This is a genomic window from Rhizobium sophoriradicis (genome assembly GCF_025200795.1).
Taxonomy (GTDB): Bacteria; Pseudomonadota; Alphaproteobacteria; order Rhizobiales; family Rhizobiaceae; genus Rhizobium; species Rhizobium sophoriradicis.
Genome location: NZ_CP104153.1, coordinates 325,454 through 342,991 on the forward strand (window position 1 = coordinate 325,454; position 17,538 = coordinate 342,991).

General features: G+C 57.9%; 20 protein-coding genes and 2 pseudogenes. 7 read left to right on the plus strand and 15 right to left on the minus strand.

Translation table 11 applies throughout. The annotated features are described in order from the left end of the window. Nucleotides 1-43: 43 nt before the first annotated feature. The 4 genes from N2597_RS23505 to N2597_RS23520 all read right to left on the minus strand — a co-directional run bounded on the left by N2597_RS23505 (nucleotide 44) and on the right by N2597_RS23520 (nucleotide 3,055). On the minus strand, nucleotides 44-409 hold the full coding sequence (locus tag N2597_RS23505; RefSeq protein WP_183595731.1) for a GtrA family protein: 366 nt from the start codon (nucleotides 407-409) through the stop codon (nucleotides 44-46). Next, the gene (locus tag N2597_RS23510; RefSeq protein ID WP_183595733.1) at nucleotides 406-1,110 is read right to left on the minus strand and encodes an HAD family hydrolase; all 705 of its coding nucleotides are present in this window, start codon (nucleotides 1,108-1,110) and stop codon (nucleotides 406-408) included. Before N2597_RS23510 ends, N2597_RS23505 begins: the two co-directional genes overlap by 4 nt. Further along, nucleotides 1,107-2,093: a UbiA prenyltransferase family protein gene (locus tag N2597_RS23515; RefSeq protein ID WP_040113156.1), complete on the minus strand. Its 987-nt coding sequence runs from the start codon at nucleotides 2,091-2,093 to the stop codon at nucleotides 1,107-1,109. Before N2597_RS23515 ends, N2597_RS23510 begins: the two co-directional genes overlap by 4 nt. Nucleotides 2,094-2,689: 596 nt before the next feature. After that, entirely contained in the window at nucleotides 2,690-3,055 is a 366-nt protein-coding gene (locus N2597_RS23520; protein WP_040113157.1) for a hypothetical protein, read from the minus strand. A gap of 98 nt (nucleotides 3,056-3,153) precedes the next feature. Here N2597_RS23520 and N2597_RS23525 point away from each other — a divergent pair, with 98 nt between their 5' ends. From N2597_RS23525 to N2597_RS23545, 5 genes are read left to right on the plus strand one after another with little or no spacing between them, the layout of a single operon-like run. After that, a complete protein-coding gene (locus tag N2597_RS23525) occupies nucleotides 3,154-3,693 on the plus strand; it encodes a hypothetical protein (RefSeq protein ID WP_183595735.1) in 540 nt (179 codons plus the stop codon). A gap of 3 nt (nucleotides 3,694-3,696) precedes the next feature. After that, the gene (locus N2597_RS23530) at nucleotides 3,697-4,356 is read left to right on the plus strand and encodes a lysozyme family protein (protein WP_183595742.1); all 660 of its coding nucleotides are present in this window, start codon (nucleotides 3,697-3,699) and stop codon (nucleotides 4,354-4,356) included. Continuing rightward, a complete protein-coding gene (locus N2597_RS23535) occupies nucleotides 4,353-4,808 on the plus strand; it encodes a TrbC/VirB2 family protein (RefSeq protein ID WP_077994599.1) in 456 nt (151 codons plus the stop codon). Before N2597_RS23530 ends, N2597_RS23535 begins: the two co-directional genes overlap by 4 nt. Then, on the plus strand, nucleotides 4,805-5,581 hold the full coding sequence (gene fabG / locus N2597_RS23540) for a 3-oxoacyl-ACP reductase FabG (RefSeq protein WP_040112791.1): 777 nt from the start codon (nucleotides 4,805-4,807) through the stop codon (nucleotides 5,579-5,581). The genes N2597_RS23535 and fabG overlap by 4 nt, the downstream gene beginning before the upstream one ends. Nucleotides 5,582-5,618: 37 nt before the next feature. Next, on the plus strand, nucleotides 5,619-6,278 hold the full coding sequence (locus tag N2597_RS23545) for a winged helix-turn-helix transcriptional regulator (RefSeq protein ID WP_040143302.1): 660 nt from the start codon (nucleotides 5,619-5,621) through the stop codon (nucleotides 6,276-6,278). A 1-nt stretch (nucleotide 6,279) separates the two neighbouring features. Here N2597_RS23545 and N2597_RS23550 read toward each other — a convergent pair. Then, nucleotides 6,280-6,486: pseudogene (locus N2597_RS23550) on the minus strand (transposase); the annotation flags it as partial. A 14-nt stretch (nucleotides 6,487-6,500) separates the two neighbouring features. On the opposite strand from N2597_RS23550, the pseudogene N2597_RS33860 reads away from it, so the two are divergent. Further along, nucleotides 6,501-6,623: pseudogene (locus tag N2597_RS33860) on the plus strand (AAA family ATPase); the annotation flags it as partial. A 156-nt stretch (nucleotides 6,624-6,779) separates the two neighbouring features. Here N2597_RS33860 and N2597_RS23560 read toward each other — a convergent pair. The 3 genes from N2597_RS23560 to N2597_RS23570 form a co-directional block, all read right to left on the minus strand. Next, complete coding sequence (locus N2597_RS23560; RefSeq protein ID WP_183595744.1) at nucleotides 6,780-7,541, minus strand: slipin family protein; 762 nt, start codon at nucleotides 7,539-7,541, stop codon at nucleotides 6,780-6,782. Between the two features lie 28 nt (nucleotides 7,542-7,569). Beyond that, a complete protein-coding gene (locus N2597_RS23565; RefSeq protein ID WP_183596235.1) occupies nucleotides 7,570-8,973 on the minus strand; it encodes an NfeD family protein in 1,404 nt (467 codons plus the stop codon). A gap of 121 nt (nucleotides 8,974-9,094) precedes the next feature. Next, on the minus strand, nucleotides 9,095-9,598 hold the full coding sequence (locus N2597_RS23570) for a hypothetical protein (RefSeq protein WP_183595746.1): 504 nt from the start codon (nucleotides 9,596-9,598) through the stop codon (nucleotides 9,095-9,097). Between the two features lie 257 nt (nucleotides 9,599-9,855). On the opposite strand from N2597_RS23570, the gene N2597_RS23575 reads away from it, so the two are divergent. After that, on the plus strand, nucleotides 9,856-10,380 hold the full coding sequence (locus tag N2597_RS23575; protein ID WP_096764737.1) for a tetratricopeptide repeat protein: 525 nt from the start codon (nucleotides 9,856-9,858) through the stop codon (nucleotides 10,378-10,380). A gap of 116 nt (nucleotides 10,381-10,496) precedes the next feature. On the opposite strand, the gene N2597_RS23580 is transcribed toward N2597_RS23575, so the two are convergent. From N2597_RS23580 to N2597_RS23610, 7 genes are all read right to left on the minus strand, one after another. Beyond that, on the minus strand, nucleotides 10,497-11,066 hold the full coding sequence (locus N2597_RS23580) for a hypothetical protein (protein ID WP_183595748.1): 570 nt from the start codon (nucleotides 11,064-11,066) through the stop codon (nucleotides 10,497-10,499). 68 nt (nucleotides 11,067-11,134) lie between these two features. Then, a complete protein-coding gene (locus tag N2597_RS23585; protein WP_096764739.1) occupies nucleotides 11,135-12,439 on the minus strand; it encodes a DUF8689 domain-containing protein in 1,305 nt (434 codons plus the stop codon). Between the two features lie 15 nt (nucleotides 12,440-12,454). Then, a complete protein-coding gene (locus tag N2597_RS23590; RefSeq protein ID WP_096764740.1) occupies nucleotides 12,455-13,399 on the minus strand; it encodes a type II secretion system F family protein in 945 nt (314 codons plus the stop codon). 7 nt (nucleotides 13,400-13,406) lie between these two features. Next, nucleotides 13,407-14,363: a type II secretion system F family protein gene (locus tag N2597_RS23595; RefSeq protein WP_096764741.1), complete on the minus strand. Its 957-nt coding sequence runs from the start codon at nucleotides 14,361-14,363 to the stop codon at nucleotides 13,407-13,409. Further along, on the minus strand, nucleotides 14,360-15,808 hold the full coding sequence (locus N2597_RS23600; RefSeq protein ID WP_040112800.1) for a TadA family conjugal transfer-associated ATPase: 1,449 nt from the start codon (nucleotides 15,806-15,808) through the stop codon (nucleotides 14,360-14,362). The genes N2597_RS23595 and N2597_RS23600 overlap by 4 nt, the downstream gene beginning before the upstream one ends. 16 nt (nucleotides 15,809-15,824) lie before the next feature. Beyond that, entirely contained in the window at nucleotides 15,825-16,397 is a 573-nt protein-coding gene (locus tag N2597_RS23605; RefSeq protein ID WP_183595750.1) for a L,D-transpeptidase, read from the minus strand. Continuing rightward, nucleotides 16,394-17,536 (minus strand): response regulator/pilus assembly protein, encoded by a 1,143-nt coding sequence (locus N2597_RS23610; protein WP_040112802.1) that lies wholly within the window; start codon nucleotides 17,534-17,536, stop codon nucleotides 16,394-16,396. Before N2597_RS23610 ends, N2597_RS23605 begins: the two co-directional genes overlap by 4 nt. Nucleotides 17,537-17,538 lie beyond the last annotated feature (2 nt).

Genomic DNA, 17,538 nt, shown 5'->3' on the forward strand with positions numbered 1-17,538 from the left:
CTTCAATCCACGGAACGCTATGGCGCGGTCGTTCACTGGCGCTCTACCTGAACACCCAGACAAGGTTTATGAGGAAATTGAAAACGAAGGCCGTGCCGATGCCGGAAAGCTTTGCCCACAAGGGCGGGAGCCCGATCTGTTGCACGAGGATCAGCGTCACGGAGATATTGATCGATAGGCCGATAAGCGCGCCGATCAGGAACAGTGAAGCGCGCTTGCGGCTTATTGCCTGATTGAAGACATAGCGGCTGGTGACGCTGTAATTGGCTGCGGCCGCGATCAGCCAGCTCGATGTCGCGGAAGTGCCGAGGGGCACACCGAGCGCCAGTAGGCCACGCAACACGGTGAGGTCGACGAAGGCAGCTAGACCTCCTGTGAACACATAACGAACAGTCTTGGATAAGATCATCCAGACGTTTCCTCTCCCCGAAGCGCCGCAAACACCGAGTCCGAATAAGTCGAAAAGGTCACCCAGCCTTCCCGCGGCTCGTCGGAGCGAATGAGCGGCAGGACACCGGCGCGGCGCGCCGCAACGCCATCCCGCTCGGGTCTGTCTCCTATCAGAACGGTTTGCGCCGGCCCGACGCCGGCGCGCTGCATCAGCATATGCAAGCCGCGTGGATGAGGTTTCTGGATGCCGACGCCGGGATCGCTTGCGGCCAATATGTAATCTGCTGACAAGTTCATCCTCTGCAGCTTCTCGTCGGCAGGATAATCAGAATAGATCCCGATCGCCTTGTTCTGCCGTTTGAGGCCGGCAAATAATTCCGCCAGCCCATCATACCGATAGGACGCGATATGGGCGAGCGGACGGCGGCCGATCCACTCGCTGACGATTGCCTCTATCCTTTCGGCAGGCTCGCCGGTTTGCGCGACGATACGAGCCATCAGGCTCGCCTGAAAATCGTCAATCTCCTCCTCGCCGATGGCTTCACGCAGTGAGCGGTATGCGCGCAGCACGCGCAGATTGGTCGAGCCACGTCTCGCCACCGCATCAGCAATCAATTCGCCGGCCATCCGAAGGCGCAGCCTGCGCTGGTTGTATAACGTTCCGTCGACGTCGAAGACGACGAAGTGGATACTGCCCCAGTCGACATTCCTCGCGATCATTGGATGGTGATGTAGTGCTGCTCGGTCAGAGTAACCAGAAGCGGAATGTCGATGAATGTCGTGAAGATGAAGGCCGTCGCCAGGGCCGCGACGATCGCGATCAGGCCAGGCTCTCGGAACAGCTTTTCCGGTTTCTGCGCCGTAGAACCCGGTTTCGTCGCCATCACAAAATAAGTTGTGAACAGGGCAACGACGAAGGGCAAAACCAGCATATACTCGATGCGATACTTGACCAGGAAGACCGACAGAAAGGCAATTGAAAACAGTGAATAGGCAATGCAGGAGGCGGTCAGCGAGACCTGCGTATACTGGGCGAAACTCGCCCGGTAGCGCGACAGCAGCTCCTTGCCATGCGAGGCGACAATCTCGTCATATTCCGATAAGCGCTTGGCCGCCATAAGGAACGCACCGCCGAACCAGTAGGCCAGGATGATCGATCCTGGCGGCAGGCTCGTTGGGTCGATCATTGACCAGCCGATCACCAGGCGGAAGGGATTATTGATCGATTCTGAGATGACGTCGAGATAGGCTTTGTCCTTGCTTCTGATCGGATCGAGATTGTAGAGGATTCCCTGAATCGCAAACAGGCAGGCGACAAAGAACAGAAGTTTGCTCGAGAGGATGGCGCAGCCGAGGCCGACAGTGAGCAGCACGGTCCATTCCAGTTGAACCAGCCTACTGTTCATCGCGCTTTGCACGGCTGACCGCTGCGATTTCGTCGGATGATGCCGGTCAAACTCGCGGTCGAACCACTCGTTAATGCAGTAGTTCGCGGACGCGATGCAGAGCGCGGCCACAAGTCCGAGCAGGATAGAGGAGGTCAGGTCGTCGTTTCTGACCCCCCGCAGAAGATAGGCGAGGATGATGCCGGGAATAATGAAGACATGCTTCGTGCTGTGATCGAGCCGTGCAATGGCGATATAGTCGCGCAAGCCTGCTCGGCCTAATGGGGGCACCCTGCGGTCACCCAAGCTTGTGTTCATGCCGGACGCCTCCTTCATCATCAGACGGTCTATTTCCGATCACCGTTTCCAACAGATACACGGCATAGGTTTCGAAATAATTCGCAAGCGCCGAGTTCGCCGAGCAGCGTCGTCGACAGCAAATCGTCGATCTGTAGGGTGCGAGGCTCGGTAGCTCTAGATGTAAGCACCCGATAAAGCTGAGCTGGAATTAGTCGCTTCAGCTTGTGCTGCACCACTGGGGACCCGGTGTTCGCGCGCATGTGCCGGCTGGTTTCCAGCATCTTTTCAAGGTCCGTCTGGAAGGCCGGGTGCGGATGAGACGGTCGAGATCCCACTTCGGCTCTCGACCCTACCGCCATTGCAAGAGGCGCTTGTCAACCGAACGATGCCTGACGCTGGTCTCCCCGAAAGTGAAAAGATCGGAGGGAATGGGAGTGGCACTCGTCGATCCGTGGAATCTTCCGGCATAGCATCATTTCGGATCCGGTCAGGACGGATCTGCTTGTTCGTCAGTAGGCTAAGAATCAGGATGCTTGCCGATGTGACGATAGCCCCTTCTCACCACATCTTCTGCGGTTCGCCGGCTGCACGATTACTCTCTGAAAATAGCTATTTTAATCCGACGCTCGGCTTTCATCAAAGGAGCTCAGCTTCTTCAACAGTCCTTCGGAAATCTGGAACTGGCGTGCCGTTCCACGGCCCATCGAGTTTTTCACAATCGTCTCGTTCAGCATTCCTCGCTTCACCAATAGATCGACCGTCTCCTTGACGCCTGTGCGTGTCAAAGCCGTAACTTCCATTATGCTGGAAAGAGTTAGCTTCTGGTGAGCCTGGTTCATGCTGTAAATGATGGTCATCATGCCGACCTCCTTCAGCCGGGCCTGTGGGGTCTCATCTTCAAGCGGGTGGTCCAGGATCTCATGCAGAATGAGGCCTGAAAAGGCGAGGCTATGCCATTGCGTCTTCATTGCTCTTGCCATGTTATTTAACTGTGTTATATAAGGCAGTAAGTACACACGCTTACCGGGCAAAATGTCCAGCGTGCGTTCGTGCATTGTGGTGTCCGAGGGTCTGTCCCATGAAAAACCTTCTGCTGAATGGCCTGCTTGCGATTTGTTGCACATTACCACCCTATCTCATTTCAGGCAGCAACGCGCGCGCCGATGATTGGGGATGCCAGGTTCTCCTCTGCCTTTCGAATCCCGCAGGGGCGACCCAGTATGCCGCGTGCCGGCCGCCGATCCAGAAACTATGGCGGGAGCTTGCCGAGGGTCATTCGTTCCCGACGTGCAGCGGCGCCGGCTTTCGCAGCTCGCGACCGGGCTACGAGCCCTACTATTGCGACGCGGGATACAGGTTGGAAGGCAGCTATGGCCCGCGTGGAGAACAAGCGACCTGCATCTCGACATCGCTGCAGCGGGTCAGCGAGGCTTTTTGCCACAGCGGGCGGAGCGGCTATCGTGCCGAAAACAATTCGGTTCAATCGCCGCGGTGGCAGCGTGAGGACGGCCGCACTGGTTGCATGGCCTATCCGATCGTCCGTCCCAATGTCCGCTCGCAGCCGCACTATGTCGATGTGACGACCGATGGCGCCGGCACGCAGCGAGTCTGGTACTGACCGATGGCGGCCTTCGTCGATATCGCGCAAAGCTGCGCGCCCATGGTTCAGGTGGAGATGCTCGCCGGCGTCGTCAGCCTCGAGAGCTGGTTCCGACCTTACGCTGTTCGCATCAATAGCGGCGCCCCAATTGCAACACAGCCAACGACCAAGGCGGAAGCGATCGAGGTCGCTACGTCCCTCGTTGCCGACCGCCAAGACATTCAGCTCGGCCTCGGTGGGCTTGGTCTCGAGGAGCTTCGAAAACTGAAGCTGTCGATATCGGATGCCTTCGATCCCTGCCTTAATCTCAAGGCCATCGCACAGCTTCTCGACGGCTACTACCGCCTCGCGCTGCGCGAAGGTGCGAGTGCGGTGCAGGCCGAAAACGTGATGCTGCAGTCCTATTACGGTCGCGACGATCCTTCCGTCGGCGCGATGTTCAGATACGACGCCCGGGTGCGCGAGGAAGCAAAGCGGCAGTTGCCCGGGCTTGCCTCGCTGACCATCGCGGTCGCACCCGGTCAGGCCGACCCAGGTGCACAGCGGGAAGAGCAGGGCGCACGCCCGCTTCAAACGCAAAATTCCACAACCGCCGAAGCTTTGTCTTGGGACGTTTTCAGCGCCGGCCGGCGCGCCTCGGTTCTCGTTTTTCAAAATGATCGATCGGAGCCTAACGAATGATATCCAAAACCCAATTGCGCCCGATGGCCGCCTCCGCTCTCATGGCGATCGCGATTGTCGCTTGCCTGGTCGAGCCGGCCTTCGCCCAAGCTGCCGGCGTCGAAACCGTGTTGCAGAACATCGTCACCATGCTGACCGGCAACATCGCTCGCCTGCTGGCGGTGATCGCGGTGATCATCATCTGCATTGCCTGGATTCTTGGCTTTCAGCGTGACGCCGAAAGCGCCAAGTTCGGCAGGTTCACGACTGCCTGCAGCTTTGCGGATGTCGACCATCAGAAAATTGCCGAAGCCTGCGGCTGCCCGGCAGTCCGTATTTTCGATCCCGCCGACCTTCCCAGATACCTCGAGCGCGGTCTCTCTGGAGAGGGGCCGCTGCTGATCGAGGTCATGACAGACCCTGGCGCCCATCCACCGCTATCGCTGTTTGCTGCAATGGATCAAGCGGCATGAGCGCCGACGGCAGTCCACACGTTGCAGTCATCAGCGGCGGCACGACCGGGATCGGTCTTGCCACCGCGTTTCGCCTGCTCAAAGCGGGCCATCGGGTTGCCGTTTTCAGCCATGGCCGGGAAAGCGTCGTGGCCGCCGGCGCAGCACTTGCCGAGGCTTTTGGACCAGAACGCTCGATTGCGAGACAGGTCGATCTCCGTGAGCCGGTGGCCGTCGAACAGTTTTTCGGCGAAGTCGCCGATGTCTGGGGTCCACCTGAGATCCTTGTCTGCAACGCGGGGATATCGCCGAAAGGCCCCGATGGTCCCGTATATGTCTCCGACCTTGCTCTTGAAGAATGGAACGACGTGCTCACGGTCAACCTGACGGGGACAATGTTGTGTTGCCGAGCCGTTCTGCTCGCCATGAAAGAAAAGGGTTATGGACGGATCATATTGGTCGGATCTCTTGCTGGGCGGACGAGACCACGGATCGCCGGCCCGAGCTATGTGGCGTCAAAAGCCGCACTTTCAGGCTTCTCCCGTGTGCTGGTCGCTCAATATGGCCCCTGTGGCATAACATCAAATGTTGTGGCGCCGGGGCGTATCCTCACACCACTGACTGGATCCCCAGAAAACAAGACAAACATCGAGGCGCTCGCTCGCATTCCAGCCGGTCGGCTCGGCTCTCCGGATGATGTCGCCGCCGTGATCGCATTCCTGGCGTCGGAAGATGCTGGGTTCGTCAACGGAGCCATCATCGATGTCAACGGCGGCGAGTTTGCGCCGAGTTGAGGGCGGCGCTCTTTCGAACGACAAAGGGGCAATCGACGTGACCCCTGTGATTCTGGTTTGCTCGCAGGACGCCGAGCTTTATCTTTTGCTTGCGCATATTCTGCACGGCGAAGGCTTCGAGGCCCGTCTTGCTGTAAGTGACGACGATGTCGTTGGCGCCTGCACGGCGGCAGAAATTGCCGCAGTCCTCTTAGATTGTGCAGGGTGGCCGAGTGATGTTGCGCCGCTATGTGCACTGTTGAAGAACTCCGGAGTTTCCGTAGGTGCGCTGATCAGCGAGGGTATGCGTGCACAGCACCTGCAGTTAATCAAGGCGGGGCTCGACGAAGGCATCATGCGTCCTTTGTCGCCGTCAAAGCTTCTTGTTTTTTTGCACGCAGCAAAGCGGCGGCTGAAAGCCGTGACTCTGCCAAGCGCCGCTGTTCTCGCTGAGTTCGTGTTCGAGCCGCACGCTGTCGTCGTTTCAGGCAAGAGAGTGGCCCTTACGCCTTTGGAGATTCGAATCCTGAGGTTCCTGCTAGAGCGACATGGGGAGATCAGCACGCGGATGCAAGTCATCGAGGCCGCTTGGCTCGATCCGCACGCAGTGGAGACTCGAACGGTCGACGTGCACATTGGTCGGCTGCGAAAAGCATTTACAGGACGCAGCAATCTGCGGATTCGTACCGTGTATGGTGCAGGTTATATTCTCGAATGACGATGTCACGCCGGTCGTAGATCCATCGCAGTTCCTGCAGGCAATCGTCGCCGTGCTTGCGCGGCAGGTGGTCGAGCGCATTGCGCAGGAAGTGCACGTAGCAGCGCTGCCAGGCGGCTTCCGGAATGACTTCGCCGATCGCCGCGACGAGGCCGGCATGATCGTCGGAGACGACGAATTCGATACCCTTGAGGCCGCGGGCTTTCAGCCCCAGCACGCGCGAAAACACTGGGGTCCGAGCGTCCGACCGGTGCGCTGTTCGTTCATATCCACCAGGTCAATATCCTCCAGATGAATGGCGACAACTATCGTCTCCCGCAAAGCCGCGCGCGAAAGACCGGCTGAAACCCACTCGAAAATCGCCGCGCCCAGACCCCTGGGCTACGCCGTCCGGAGTCTCCTCAGAGCAAACTGTAGCCGCCTATTTCTCTTGGGCGTGGCCTGATTTTTGCTCCGACGTTGAAATCCACGCCTGGATCAATCAACGCCAGTGCCGTTCAGTCACTTGGGCTTAATGGCCATCAGATTGCCCAACTCCATCGGGAAGGGAAATAAAATTGTCGAAGTCTTCTCGCTGGCGATGACGTTCAAAGTGCTCAAGTAACGAAGTTGCATTGCCTCCGGCTGCTTAGACAGAATTTCGGCCGCTTCCAGTAGCTTCGCTGCAGCTTGCTGTTCGCCCTCGGCATTGATAACCTTTGCGCGGCGTTCCCGTTCGGCTTCCGCTTGGCGGGCAATCGCACGAATCATCGACTCGTTGATGTCAACATGTTTGATCTCGACAGTGGCTACTTTAATTCCCCAAGCATCCGTCTGAGTGTCAAGGATTTCCTGAATATCCGAGTTGAGCCTGTCACGTTCGGCCAGCATTTCATCGAGGTCGTGCTTGCCGAGCACGGAGCGCAACGTTGTCTGGGCAAGCTGGCTTGTTGCCATCATGAAATCCTCGACCTGTATTGTCGACCTTTCGGGGTCAATAACCCTGAAATAGATCACCGCGCTGACACGAACCGAGACATTGTCATGTGAGATGACGTCTTGGCTAGGGACGTCGAGTACACGCGTGCGCAGGTCGACTCTGATCATCTGCTGGACATAGGGGATGAGCAGAATCAAGCCGGGTCCCTTGACTCCGGTAAAGCGGCCGAGTGTGAACACGACGCCGCGCTCATATTCCCTCAGGATCTTAACCGCGGATGCGAGGATGGCGACCAAAATGACAATGACCACCAAATAGAAGGCAAGATCTGCAAACATATCCATGACTCCTGCTCCTGCTTCCTGAGCGCCGTTAAGCGTCCTTTGGACGGCTGGCGACCTCGAGCGCCAGCCCATTGCGGCCGGTCACGCGAACAGGGTCACCAGCAACAAGGGGTTCGGCGGAAACCGCCTTCCAGCGTTCACCATGCGCAATGACGTACCCCGTGAGCCCCGTCCAACTCTCGACTTTTCCGGAAATGCCAATCATCTCCTCTGCACCGGTGGCAACCTGGCGCAAGCGCGAGGTGAATGCCAGGCGAGCAACGACAAGGCTGAAGGCAAGCGTTGCAAATGCAATTGCGACCAGTAGGGGGCGCGACACTTCCAGGCCGGGTATATCGGGATCAAACAAAATGGTTGCACCCAGGATCACGGCTACCCCGCCGCCGATGCCCAAAGCGCCGAAGCTTGGCGAATGCGCCTCAGCCACAGTCAATCCCACGCCGAGGAAAATAAGCCCGAGGGCGGCAAAACTCACCGGCAGCAATGCCAGGGCATAGAGACCAAGCAGAAGGCAGATGCCGCCGATCGTGCCAGGAAGCATTGTCCCAGGTGCGAGAAATTCGAAGATCAGGCCATAGATGCCGACCATCATCAGGATGATTGCGATGTTCGGATCGGTGATGACGGAAAGCAGGCGCGTGCGCCAGTCAGGCTCGAATTCCCGCACGGCCGAACCGGCGGTATCGAGTCGGACCTCCGATTGGCCGACTCGCACCACGTGCCCTTGTGCCTTTGCAAGGAGATCGGTGACATCAACTGCCGTGAAATCGATGGCATGTTCGCGCTCTGCCGCAGTGGATGAAAGGCTCGCAGCTTCACGGACAGCACGTTCTGCCCAGTCGGCGTTGCGATTGCGCAATTCCGCAAGCCCGCGAATGTAAGCGACTGCGTCGTTAATGGCTTTTGCTTCGCGGGCATGGCCTGGAGCTTCTGCCTGCTTGCCACCAGGTTCGTTCGGCTTCTTTTCGGGGTCCTCATCACCGCCGAAAGGCTTTACGCTGATCGCGATTGGTGTCGCCGCCCCTAAATTGGTCCCAGGCGCCATGACCGCAATGTGGCTTGCGTAGAGAATATAGGTGCCGGCGCTGGCAGCCCGTGCTCCGCTTGGCGCGACGAAGCTCGCGACAGGCACCGGCGAGGCAAGGATCGCCCGAATGATGTCCCGCATGGAGCTGTCAAGGCCACCAGGTGTGTCCATTTGCAGAATGATCAGGACCGTTCCACGTTCGCCAGCATGCTGAATGCCTCGTATGACGTAGTCAGCTATCGCGGGCCCGATGGCGCCGTTCACCTTGAGAACGACAGAAGCGCGGTCAGACGCCGACGGTGCGACGAAGCCCCAAGCTGAGAGCAGCAAAAACAATAAAGTGAAGATTGGCGGTTGCCATCGCCAACACCTTAATCCCCGCGTGACAATCTGCGGAACGTACATGATATTTAATGTATGTCGGAAATCACAAAGAGAAAGAAAGAGGCGTCTCATGTTAACGAACAAGCGAGAACGCCGAGACACTACGGATTGTTATTGAGCAGGGGCGGTTCGCCCCTTTCTATCACGCGGACAGTGTGCGCTTGATGATTCTTAAATGGCAGCAGATGCAGGCCGAAAACACGGATATAAAAAGGAAGGTCCCGAGCGGTGAGTAGGATAGCGGCAGGAACGACCAGTCGCCTCGCTGAAGCTGAGGAATCGCAAAGTCGGAAAGACCGGCTTGCGCAACTGCTGCCGGCCCCATCGTCAGACCGGTCGCGATCAGCGCTATATGGGCATGGATGAATCCTGACCGGTAGTGTCGTTGCGGCTGCAAAGCCACTCGAATACCGAAAATCGATGCAAGCATCAACAGGACCATGGCGCTCCAAATTCCAATGCCGGGTACCGCCAAAAGCAGATAGATCGGCTCGCGCATGACAGGAAGAATTGTCATATGCAGCCACCAGGCGGAGCCGCTCGAGGGGTAGCTTTCCAAGAGCAGCATGCTGAGGATAAAGATCGATGCTATCGCGTAGGCCAGTGATGGCCCAAGTCGCATCAGCGTGAAAATAGCGATCCGCATAGGCGTTCCATCCTTTGACCCGACGAACAGGGTAGGCGAAGTCGATTAATTTTCTACTCTGAGAATCACCGAACGCATGATACCAACCTTGAATGGTTGGCGTTTATCATCTTGGCGCGTTCCGGCGAAGACGGCATCTGTCGTTTTTTTGCGACTAGTTGCTCAAATTCTTGAGTTGTTAGCTTTTTTTTACGATGATTTTCGGTGAACGCATCCGAATCTCAGGTAAGAATGTCTGATGGGGGATCAAATTGCCAATGTTGCAGATCAGAGCTGGGACTAAATGCATCGCGTTTTTGATAGCGGCCGGCGCGATTCTAGCCGGTTGCCAGTCATCCGGCGTTGATGGTCTCGCTGCTTACGGCGATAGTGCAAAGACTCTTGAGGATGACTCAGCCGTTGCCTTCTATAAGAACGACGAGTTGATCACCAACGGCAAACTGCAGTTTCAGGAAAAGAACTACGGAAAATCCTACGCCATTTATAAGCGAGCGGTTGACGTTTTTCCGCAGGATCCGGCAGCCTGGCTAGGCCTGGCAGCCTCGGCCGACATGGTTGCCCGCTTTGATACCTCCGACCGCGCCTACCAGCAGCTCTCGCGAATGATCGGCAATACCCCGGTCTACTACAACAATGTCGGATATTCTCACCTGTTACGCGGTGACTTGCGCAATGCCAGACGCTATTTCCTGAAAGCCTATGAGCTCGATCCCGGAAACGAAGTCACCGCCCGCAATCTCGAATTGATGAAGAACAGCGTGAATCACCCTCAGCGGGGATAGGCCCTTCAACGATTAACAACTGCGTGGAGATAGAGCGCTTTGCGCCGATCGCCCGCATAAAGGCGTCGCTTGGCCGAGCCCCGCCATCGCGTTGGTGATTTCGCTGAAGTCGTTGGTTATCGAGCCTTCCGAAGGATGAGCTGGCCTTCTGGCGACAGTGTGCGTTCGTAACGCGGCAGGCTATTGATCGGAATGCCCCCAGCTTCGATGGACGCAAGAGTGCTATCCGGAGTTTGAGTATCTGCCGGCGCGGCACGGGGTGCAAAAAACTGTCCGGGTTCCTTGCCGGGCGCGCTCAGGACCAAAGCTGAACCCATGCGTGCACCGCTTATGTCGTTACGCATCCGTTCATTCGTCGAAAGTATCGCCCTTTGTAGGTTTTGCATGTCCTGACGGATAAGTGCAAGCTCGTCGGCCTTGGCGTTGCTCGCGATCTTGTCCGACTGCTTTTCCATTTGTCCTCTCAGACCATCAATGGACCTTTTAAGCGCTGCGATGCTCTCGCGGCTCTCGCGAACATCCGCTGAGTTTTTGGCAGTATAGATGAGAACGCCGGCATTCACGGGCAAGAGCATAAGGAGCAGACCGACGACAACCGGGCTTCTTGAGGCTCTCGGCTCAATTGCTCGCGTATTGCCTGGTCTCGCGCCGCTGACTTCGCCGTCGATGCTCGGGATGCTGGTCATGGGTTTACTCCCCCGTAGTCGTTTAACTAGATAGAATCAGGATGCCGTGCTCTGCGCAAGGTCCGCAATCATTCCGACGTAAATACACCTTCCCACGCCCGCTCGAGCATATCGAGCGATGCGATTCTGTCTATGCTGTTGAACTCGCAATAAGAATCGACGAAATCCAGAAGATATTTCGGATGATAGCAAGACGCTAGCACATCGCCTTTGTACTTGCGATCATAAAACAGGTTCAGGTCTGGATCACGGACAACCAAACCGGTGCTGCTCGCATACGATCTGAAAATTCTGATATATTCGTCGCGCGACGGAGTGTTGACAAAGATCTTGTATTTGAGGCGCCGCAAGCCCGCCTCGTCGGAAAGGTCCTTCGGTGCGATATTCGTCGAAAATACGACCAACTCGTCAAAGGGAACCTTGAATTTCTTGCCGGTGTGCAGCGTCAGGAAGTCGTATCCGCGCTCGAGCGGCACGATCCAGCGATTGATGAGCGCCTGCGGCGCCACTTGTTGCCGCCCGAAGTCGTCGATGATGAAAACGCCGCCGGACGCCTTTAAGTGTATGGGCGCCTCATAGACATTTGGCCCTGCGTTGAAGGTGAGATCGAGCTGGTCGAGGGTCAATTCCCCACCTGTCTTGATCACCGGACGGCGGCATTCGATCCATCGTTGATCGCCTTTCGGACGGGATTCTGTGCCAGCCTCCGATACGGGGTGATGCACTGCCTCATCATAGAAACTGATGACATGGCCGCCGACCTCGATGGCATAGGGCACCCAGATGGTTTGGCGAAACAGGTGCGACGTCCGCTCGGCGATGCTCGTCTTTCCGTTGCCGGGTGGCCCGTAAAGCAGGATCGAGCGCCCGGAGTTCAGGGCCGGGCCGAGCTTTTCGACAAGCGCGTCTGAGAGCACCAGCCCGTCAAGACTTTCGGTCAGCCGCTCCGAAGTCACGCGCTCGGAATGGATGGACTGCAAGTCGATTTGTCGGCAGAAGGCGTCCAGCGACACTGGAGCCGGTCCGACATATTGGCATTGACGCGACGCCGCGTGGGCATATTCGAACCCCTTCATCGACAGCGCATATCGAACATCGGATCGCACATCCTCACCAGCCAAGCCGCGAGCCTCGAGATAGGCGAGTTTCACCAGTTCCTTGATCAGGATATTGACGATCACTTTCGGCAGTTTCATCCGCTCGGCCAGATGAGATGCCGTGGTTGTATCCTGCTCGGCCGCACATTTTGACGCCAGCCGAAGCAGGAACGACGGATCCAGTCCCGCTTGTTCGATGCTTGCCGGCGCCATCGGCATACGCGGATCGAGGGAAATGATGTCATCATTACGATGCTGTTCGAGCGAATACTGCATACGACCTCGCTTGGCTTAACCGCCGGGTTTCATTCCGATGAGAAGACTGACGACACGGATGACAATGGGAACGAGAACGATGATGAGGCTTACCGGAAAAAGGAACGCGCCGAGCGGCAGCAGCATCTTGACCGGCAGAGCGTTCGCCTTTTCCTCTGCGCGAACAATACGCAGGTCGCGCATTTCCTTGCTGTAGACCCGCAGCGTCTGGGTTACGCTTGTCCCGAGCTCCTCCGATTGGCGGAACAGAACGGAAAGGGCCCGGGCCTCGTCAATCCTCAGGCGGGTGGCAAGGTTGGCGAGCGCCTCGCGCAATCGCCGGCCACCCCGCACTTCCAGCATCATGATCGACAGATGCAGGCCGAAGTCCTGCTGCTTGTCGACGAATTCACGGGCAACACGGTTCGCCGCCGCCTCGATGCTCATCCCCGCATCGAGGCAGACGATCAGCATATCCATGAAATCGGGAAAGAGGCGGCGGTATTCCCTCTCCTTGGCGGCGCCACGCCGGTCGATATAGATGTTGACCAGAATGAAGGTCATGCCCGCAGCAAACATGGCAACGATCAGGGTCGCCATCTGCGACATATCAGGCGCGATCCGGTTTAAGGCCCAGACCGCCGCGACGAGCACGCTGATACAGACCACCGCCCTAATCACCTGGAAGGTGGTCACGGCGCCGGCAGCGAAATACCCCGCTCGAATCAGTCGGTTCTGGGTCGAGTTTGCATTCGTGTCACGTCGCGTAATTTCGAAATAACGGCGGATCAGGCGGTTTTCCGCCTCGCCGAGATCGGCAATCGTCGTATCGCCAAGGTGGAATTCCTCGCCGGCCGCCGCCGAGCTTTTCGACACCCGAACCGAAACCTCGCGCCGTCGAAAAAACAATTCCGAGGCTGCAGCAGAAAATATCAGCACTGCAAAGAAGACGATGAGGTAGATTCCATACTCACTCGACATGACCGCCTCAGTACTCGAAATTGACCATCTTGTAGAGAATGACGTTCCCGATCGCCATGATGGCCAGCAAAACGCACACCACGGCGGTTCCGTGGCCGCTGTCCCAGACGGGATCGAAGTAGGTCGGCGACAAAGCCTTGATCATCGCGTAGAGCAGAAACGGATAGACCGACATGAAGATCGCCGTGATGCGTCCTTCCGAGGAAATCGCCCTGACCTTTGCCCTGAGCATTGTCCGGTCCCGCAGCGTCTTCGAAAGGTTCTGCAAGATCTCCACCAGATTTCCGCCGGTTCCCGCCTGTACGCTCAGCGATATCGCAAGCAGGTTCAGATCCTCGACGCCGACCCGGTCAGCCAAGTTGACAAGGGCATCGTCCAGCGTCACGCCGTAGGTGAGTTCATCCGAGAGGAGGCCGAACTCGGTGCCGATCGGATCAGGCATCTCGCGTCCCACCAAAGCAATCGCCGCCGGCAGCGGGTGGCCGGCGGCCAAGCTGCGGTTGGCGACATCGAGGGCTTCAGGAAGCTTCAGTTCGAATTTCTTCATGCGGCGCGCCCGGGCGCGCCAGACGAAGAGTGCAGGGACGAGGAGGCCGATCAGGAGAAAGACGGGTATTCTAAGCAGAGTGCTCGGCACGAGGAACTGCACGACCAGCCACGTCAAGAGTGCGCCCGCGATCGTGAAGAGCGCAAATCGCCTGGCATCGAATTTGATTCCCGACTGGGCGTAGAACTGCAGCAGCCGCTGCATCATGGCGACTTGCCGCCAACTACCGGCGACACCGCGCTCCTTGAGCATATCGCTATAGGTCTTGCGATGATCCTCGCTGACCTCGAGCAAGCTCAGCCGATGGTTCACAGCGCGGTGGCGTTCGGATGTCTTGAAGTAGCCGCGCATGATCGCTTCGACAGCAACGAGGGCAGCGGTGAAAACGGCCGCGTAAAGCAGGGTGAGGGTGGTCATTGAACTGGTCCCGTTTGCAGCGGTTTACCGGGATCAAAAATCGCTACGGGAATCTCGATCCCGAGTTCGGCAAATTCCTCGACGAACCGCGGCCGGATGCCGGTGGCGCGGAATTCTCCATGGATCCGACCGCCTTCATCGGTGCCGATTTTTTTGAATTTCATGATCTCCTGCATCTGCACGACTTCGCCCTCCATGCCGGTGATCTCGGAGATCGAGACAACTTTGCGGCTGCCGTCGCTCAGGCGTTGGACCTGCACGATAACGGTGATGGCGGACGAGATCTGCGAGCGAATGCTCAACTGCGACATCGGCATCCCGGCCATGCCGACCATCTGCTCAAGCCGACCGACAGCGTCGCGGGGCGTGTTGGCGTGAATCGTCGTCATCGACCCCTCGTGACCGGTATTCATCGCCTGCAGCATATCGAACGCCTCGTCGCCACGAACTTCACCGACGATGATGCGGTCAGGGCGCATGCGCAGGGCGTTTTTCAAAAGCTCGCGCTGCCGGATCTCGTTGCGTCCGTCGAGTGTTGGCGGTCGGGTTTCCAAACGTCCGACATGTGGCTGCTGCAGTTGAAGCTCGGCCGCATCCTCGATGGTGATCAGGCGCTCCTTTGGAGAAATCTGCGACGAGAGAGCATTGAGCAAGGTGGTCTTGCCAGAACCGGTGCCGCCTGAGATCACCATGGACACCTTGCCCTTGACCGCGGCGCTGAGAAGGATGCGCATCGCATCGGCCATGGCGCCATATTGCACGAGGCGCTCCATTGTCAGCGGCTTGCGCGTGAATTTACGAATGGAAACAAGCGGCCCATCGACCGAGATCGGCCTGATGGCGACGTTGACACGTGAGCCATCCTTGAGTCGAGCGTCAACCATCGGCGTTGACTCGTCGACGCGGCGGCCGACCGCCGAAACGATCTTGTTGATCACCCGGAGCAGATGGTCCTCGTCTTTGAACCGCACGGCGGTGCTCTCGAGCTTGCCGCTCCGCTCGACATAGACGCTGTTGTAGCCGTTGATGAGAATATCTGCGATGGTATCGTCGGCCAGCAGCGGCTCGATCGGTCCGAGCCCGAGCATCTCGTCGGTGATATCGCGGATCAGGTCATTGATTTCCTTGGCATTCAGCGGAAAGTTGTTATTCCGGATATAGTCCTTGACCAATGGCCGGATTTCGGTGGCGATCTCCTCGTTGTCGAGCGTGTCGAGGATCCCGAGGTTGATGCGATCGAGCAGATAGCGGTGCAGATTGACCCGCTCGGAAACCATGTCCGCCCCGAGCGACGCCTCTTCGCCACTCGCCGTGGGGCTATCAGAGGCCGGTTGGGCAGGCATGTTCTGAACAGCGCCGACCAGAGACAGTTCGGCCGCCTCCTGATGTTTCGGGCTTTCAGGCTCCTGCTGCTTGTAGAAACGCCCCATGATGCCGTTCGCCATGCTTCCCACTCCTGTACTATTTTACAATAACCGTGGAACCGACTTTCACCCTCTCATAGAGATCGATGACGTCGGCATTGCTCATGCGAAAACAGCCGGATGACGCGAAACCGCCGACCGTCGACTGCTCGTTCGTTCCATGAATGCGGTAGAGCGTGTCGGTCCTGTCCTTGTAGAGATAGATCCCGCGAGCGCCCAATGGATTGAGCGGCCCGGCAGGCACCAGGTCCGGAAGTCCGGCTGAGCGCGCCTTCATCTCGGCAGGCGGGCGCCAGTCAGGCCACTCAGCCTTGCGTCCAACCTTGACGGTACCGCTCCAGCGAAATCCGTCTCGTCCGACGCCGATTCTGTAGCGGATCGCGCGTCCTTGGGAGATGACGAGATCCAGCGTGCGGTTGGCGGTGACGATCACGATTGTCCCAGCCGCATAGTTCTTTTCGATCGCCACCACGGCACTTGTCGTCGGCCCAAGGCTTCGTGGCACAAGCCCGGTTGACGCGGCATCCCCGGCGGCGGCCAGAATTGCCAAAACCACAAGGCTGGCATGGGCGACGCGGGACCTTAGGCGCCCACTGGTGGCCGCCTTCATCGCACCAGTGCTCCGAGTTTACCGACCGCGGCGCAGAAGCGCGCCCGCGAATTCACTTGAAATGGCAGCACGCCGCGGTTAGCCGCCTCGCTCAAGGTATCCCAGTCATCGCCAATGACATGCGTCGGGATATCCTTGAAAATCTTCTCCGTTTGTTGTCGGCGCACGCCGAGGCCGAAGAGCTTGGCGCGATATTTGTTGATGACGATGAATATCTGATCCGAACTGCCTCGCAGCCGTACCAGATTGGCAAACAAGTCCTTGGCTTGAGAGAGCGCGGGAACCGTCATCTCGGTGACGATGCAGATGCTGTTGACGGAAGTGAGTACATCGTATTTCCACGGCGTGTCATAATAGGGAATGTCGATGATCGTGTGGTCGCTCTCGAAGGCGGCCACGTCGAGCATACGCAGCACGAGTTCACCGCCCTTCGGCGCCAGAAGGACGGATGGCTGCTTGAAGGACAGCAGTGAAAAGCCTCCCGAATGACGCTTTCTGACCAGATCGATGAATTCCAGATCGACCCGTGAAGGATTGGCAATGACTGGTTTCAAGTCGTAGTCGTTGACAAGGTTGAGATAGTAGCCAAGCGTCCCGGCGCAAAAATCCGTGTCGAACAAGTCTACCCGCGGCGTGGAATTCTTGGTCGGCTGGGCCAGCACATGCGCGAGCGATGAGGCGATCATGCTGGCCCCGGCGCCGCCGACGGCTGAGACCACAGCATGAACCCGGCTGTCGCTCGCCCCCGTGCCTGGCGCATGGGTCGAAATCATGTCGATCAGTGCGCGGCGCTCGAGCGGCTTCTTCAGCCAGTCGTTGCCGTTCAGGCGGAAGAGCAGCCGCAGCATGTCGTCCGGCAGATCTTCGGATACGACGACCAGGGGGATATCCCGGTAGCTGGTGCGAAACGCGAAGAGCTCCGGACGCTGCAGCAATTCGCCCTTGTCGACGTCGAGAACGATCAGATCGAACTTCGTCGGATCGAACTTGCCCTTTTCTCCGAGCGCCTTCAGTGCCAGATGGCGGACATCGTAACGCGAAAGCGACCCGAACGTATCGAGCATGAAGCTCGCTGCGGCCGCGTCGTCGGAGAGAACCAGGATCTTGGTGGATGCGGCAATGTTCATGTGAGCTGTCATTT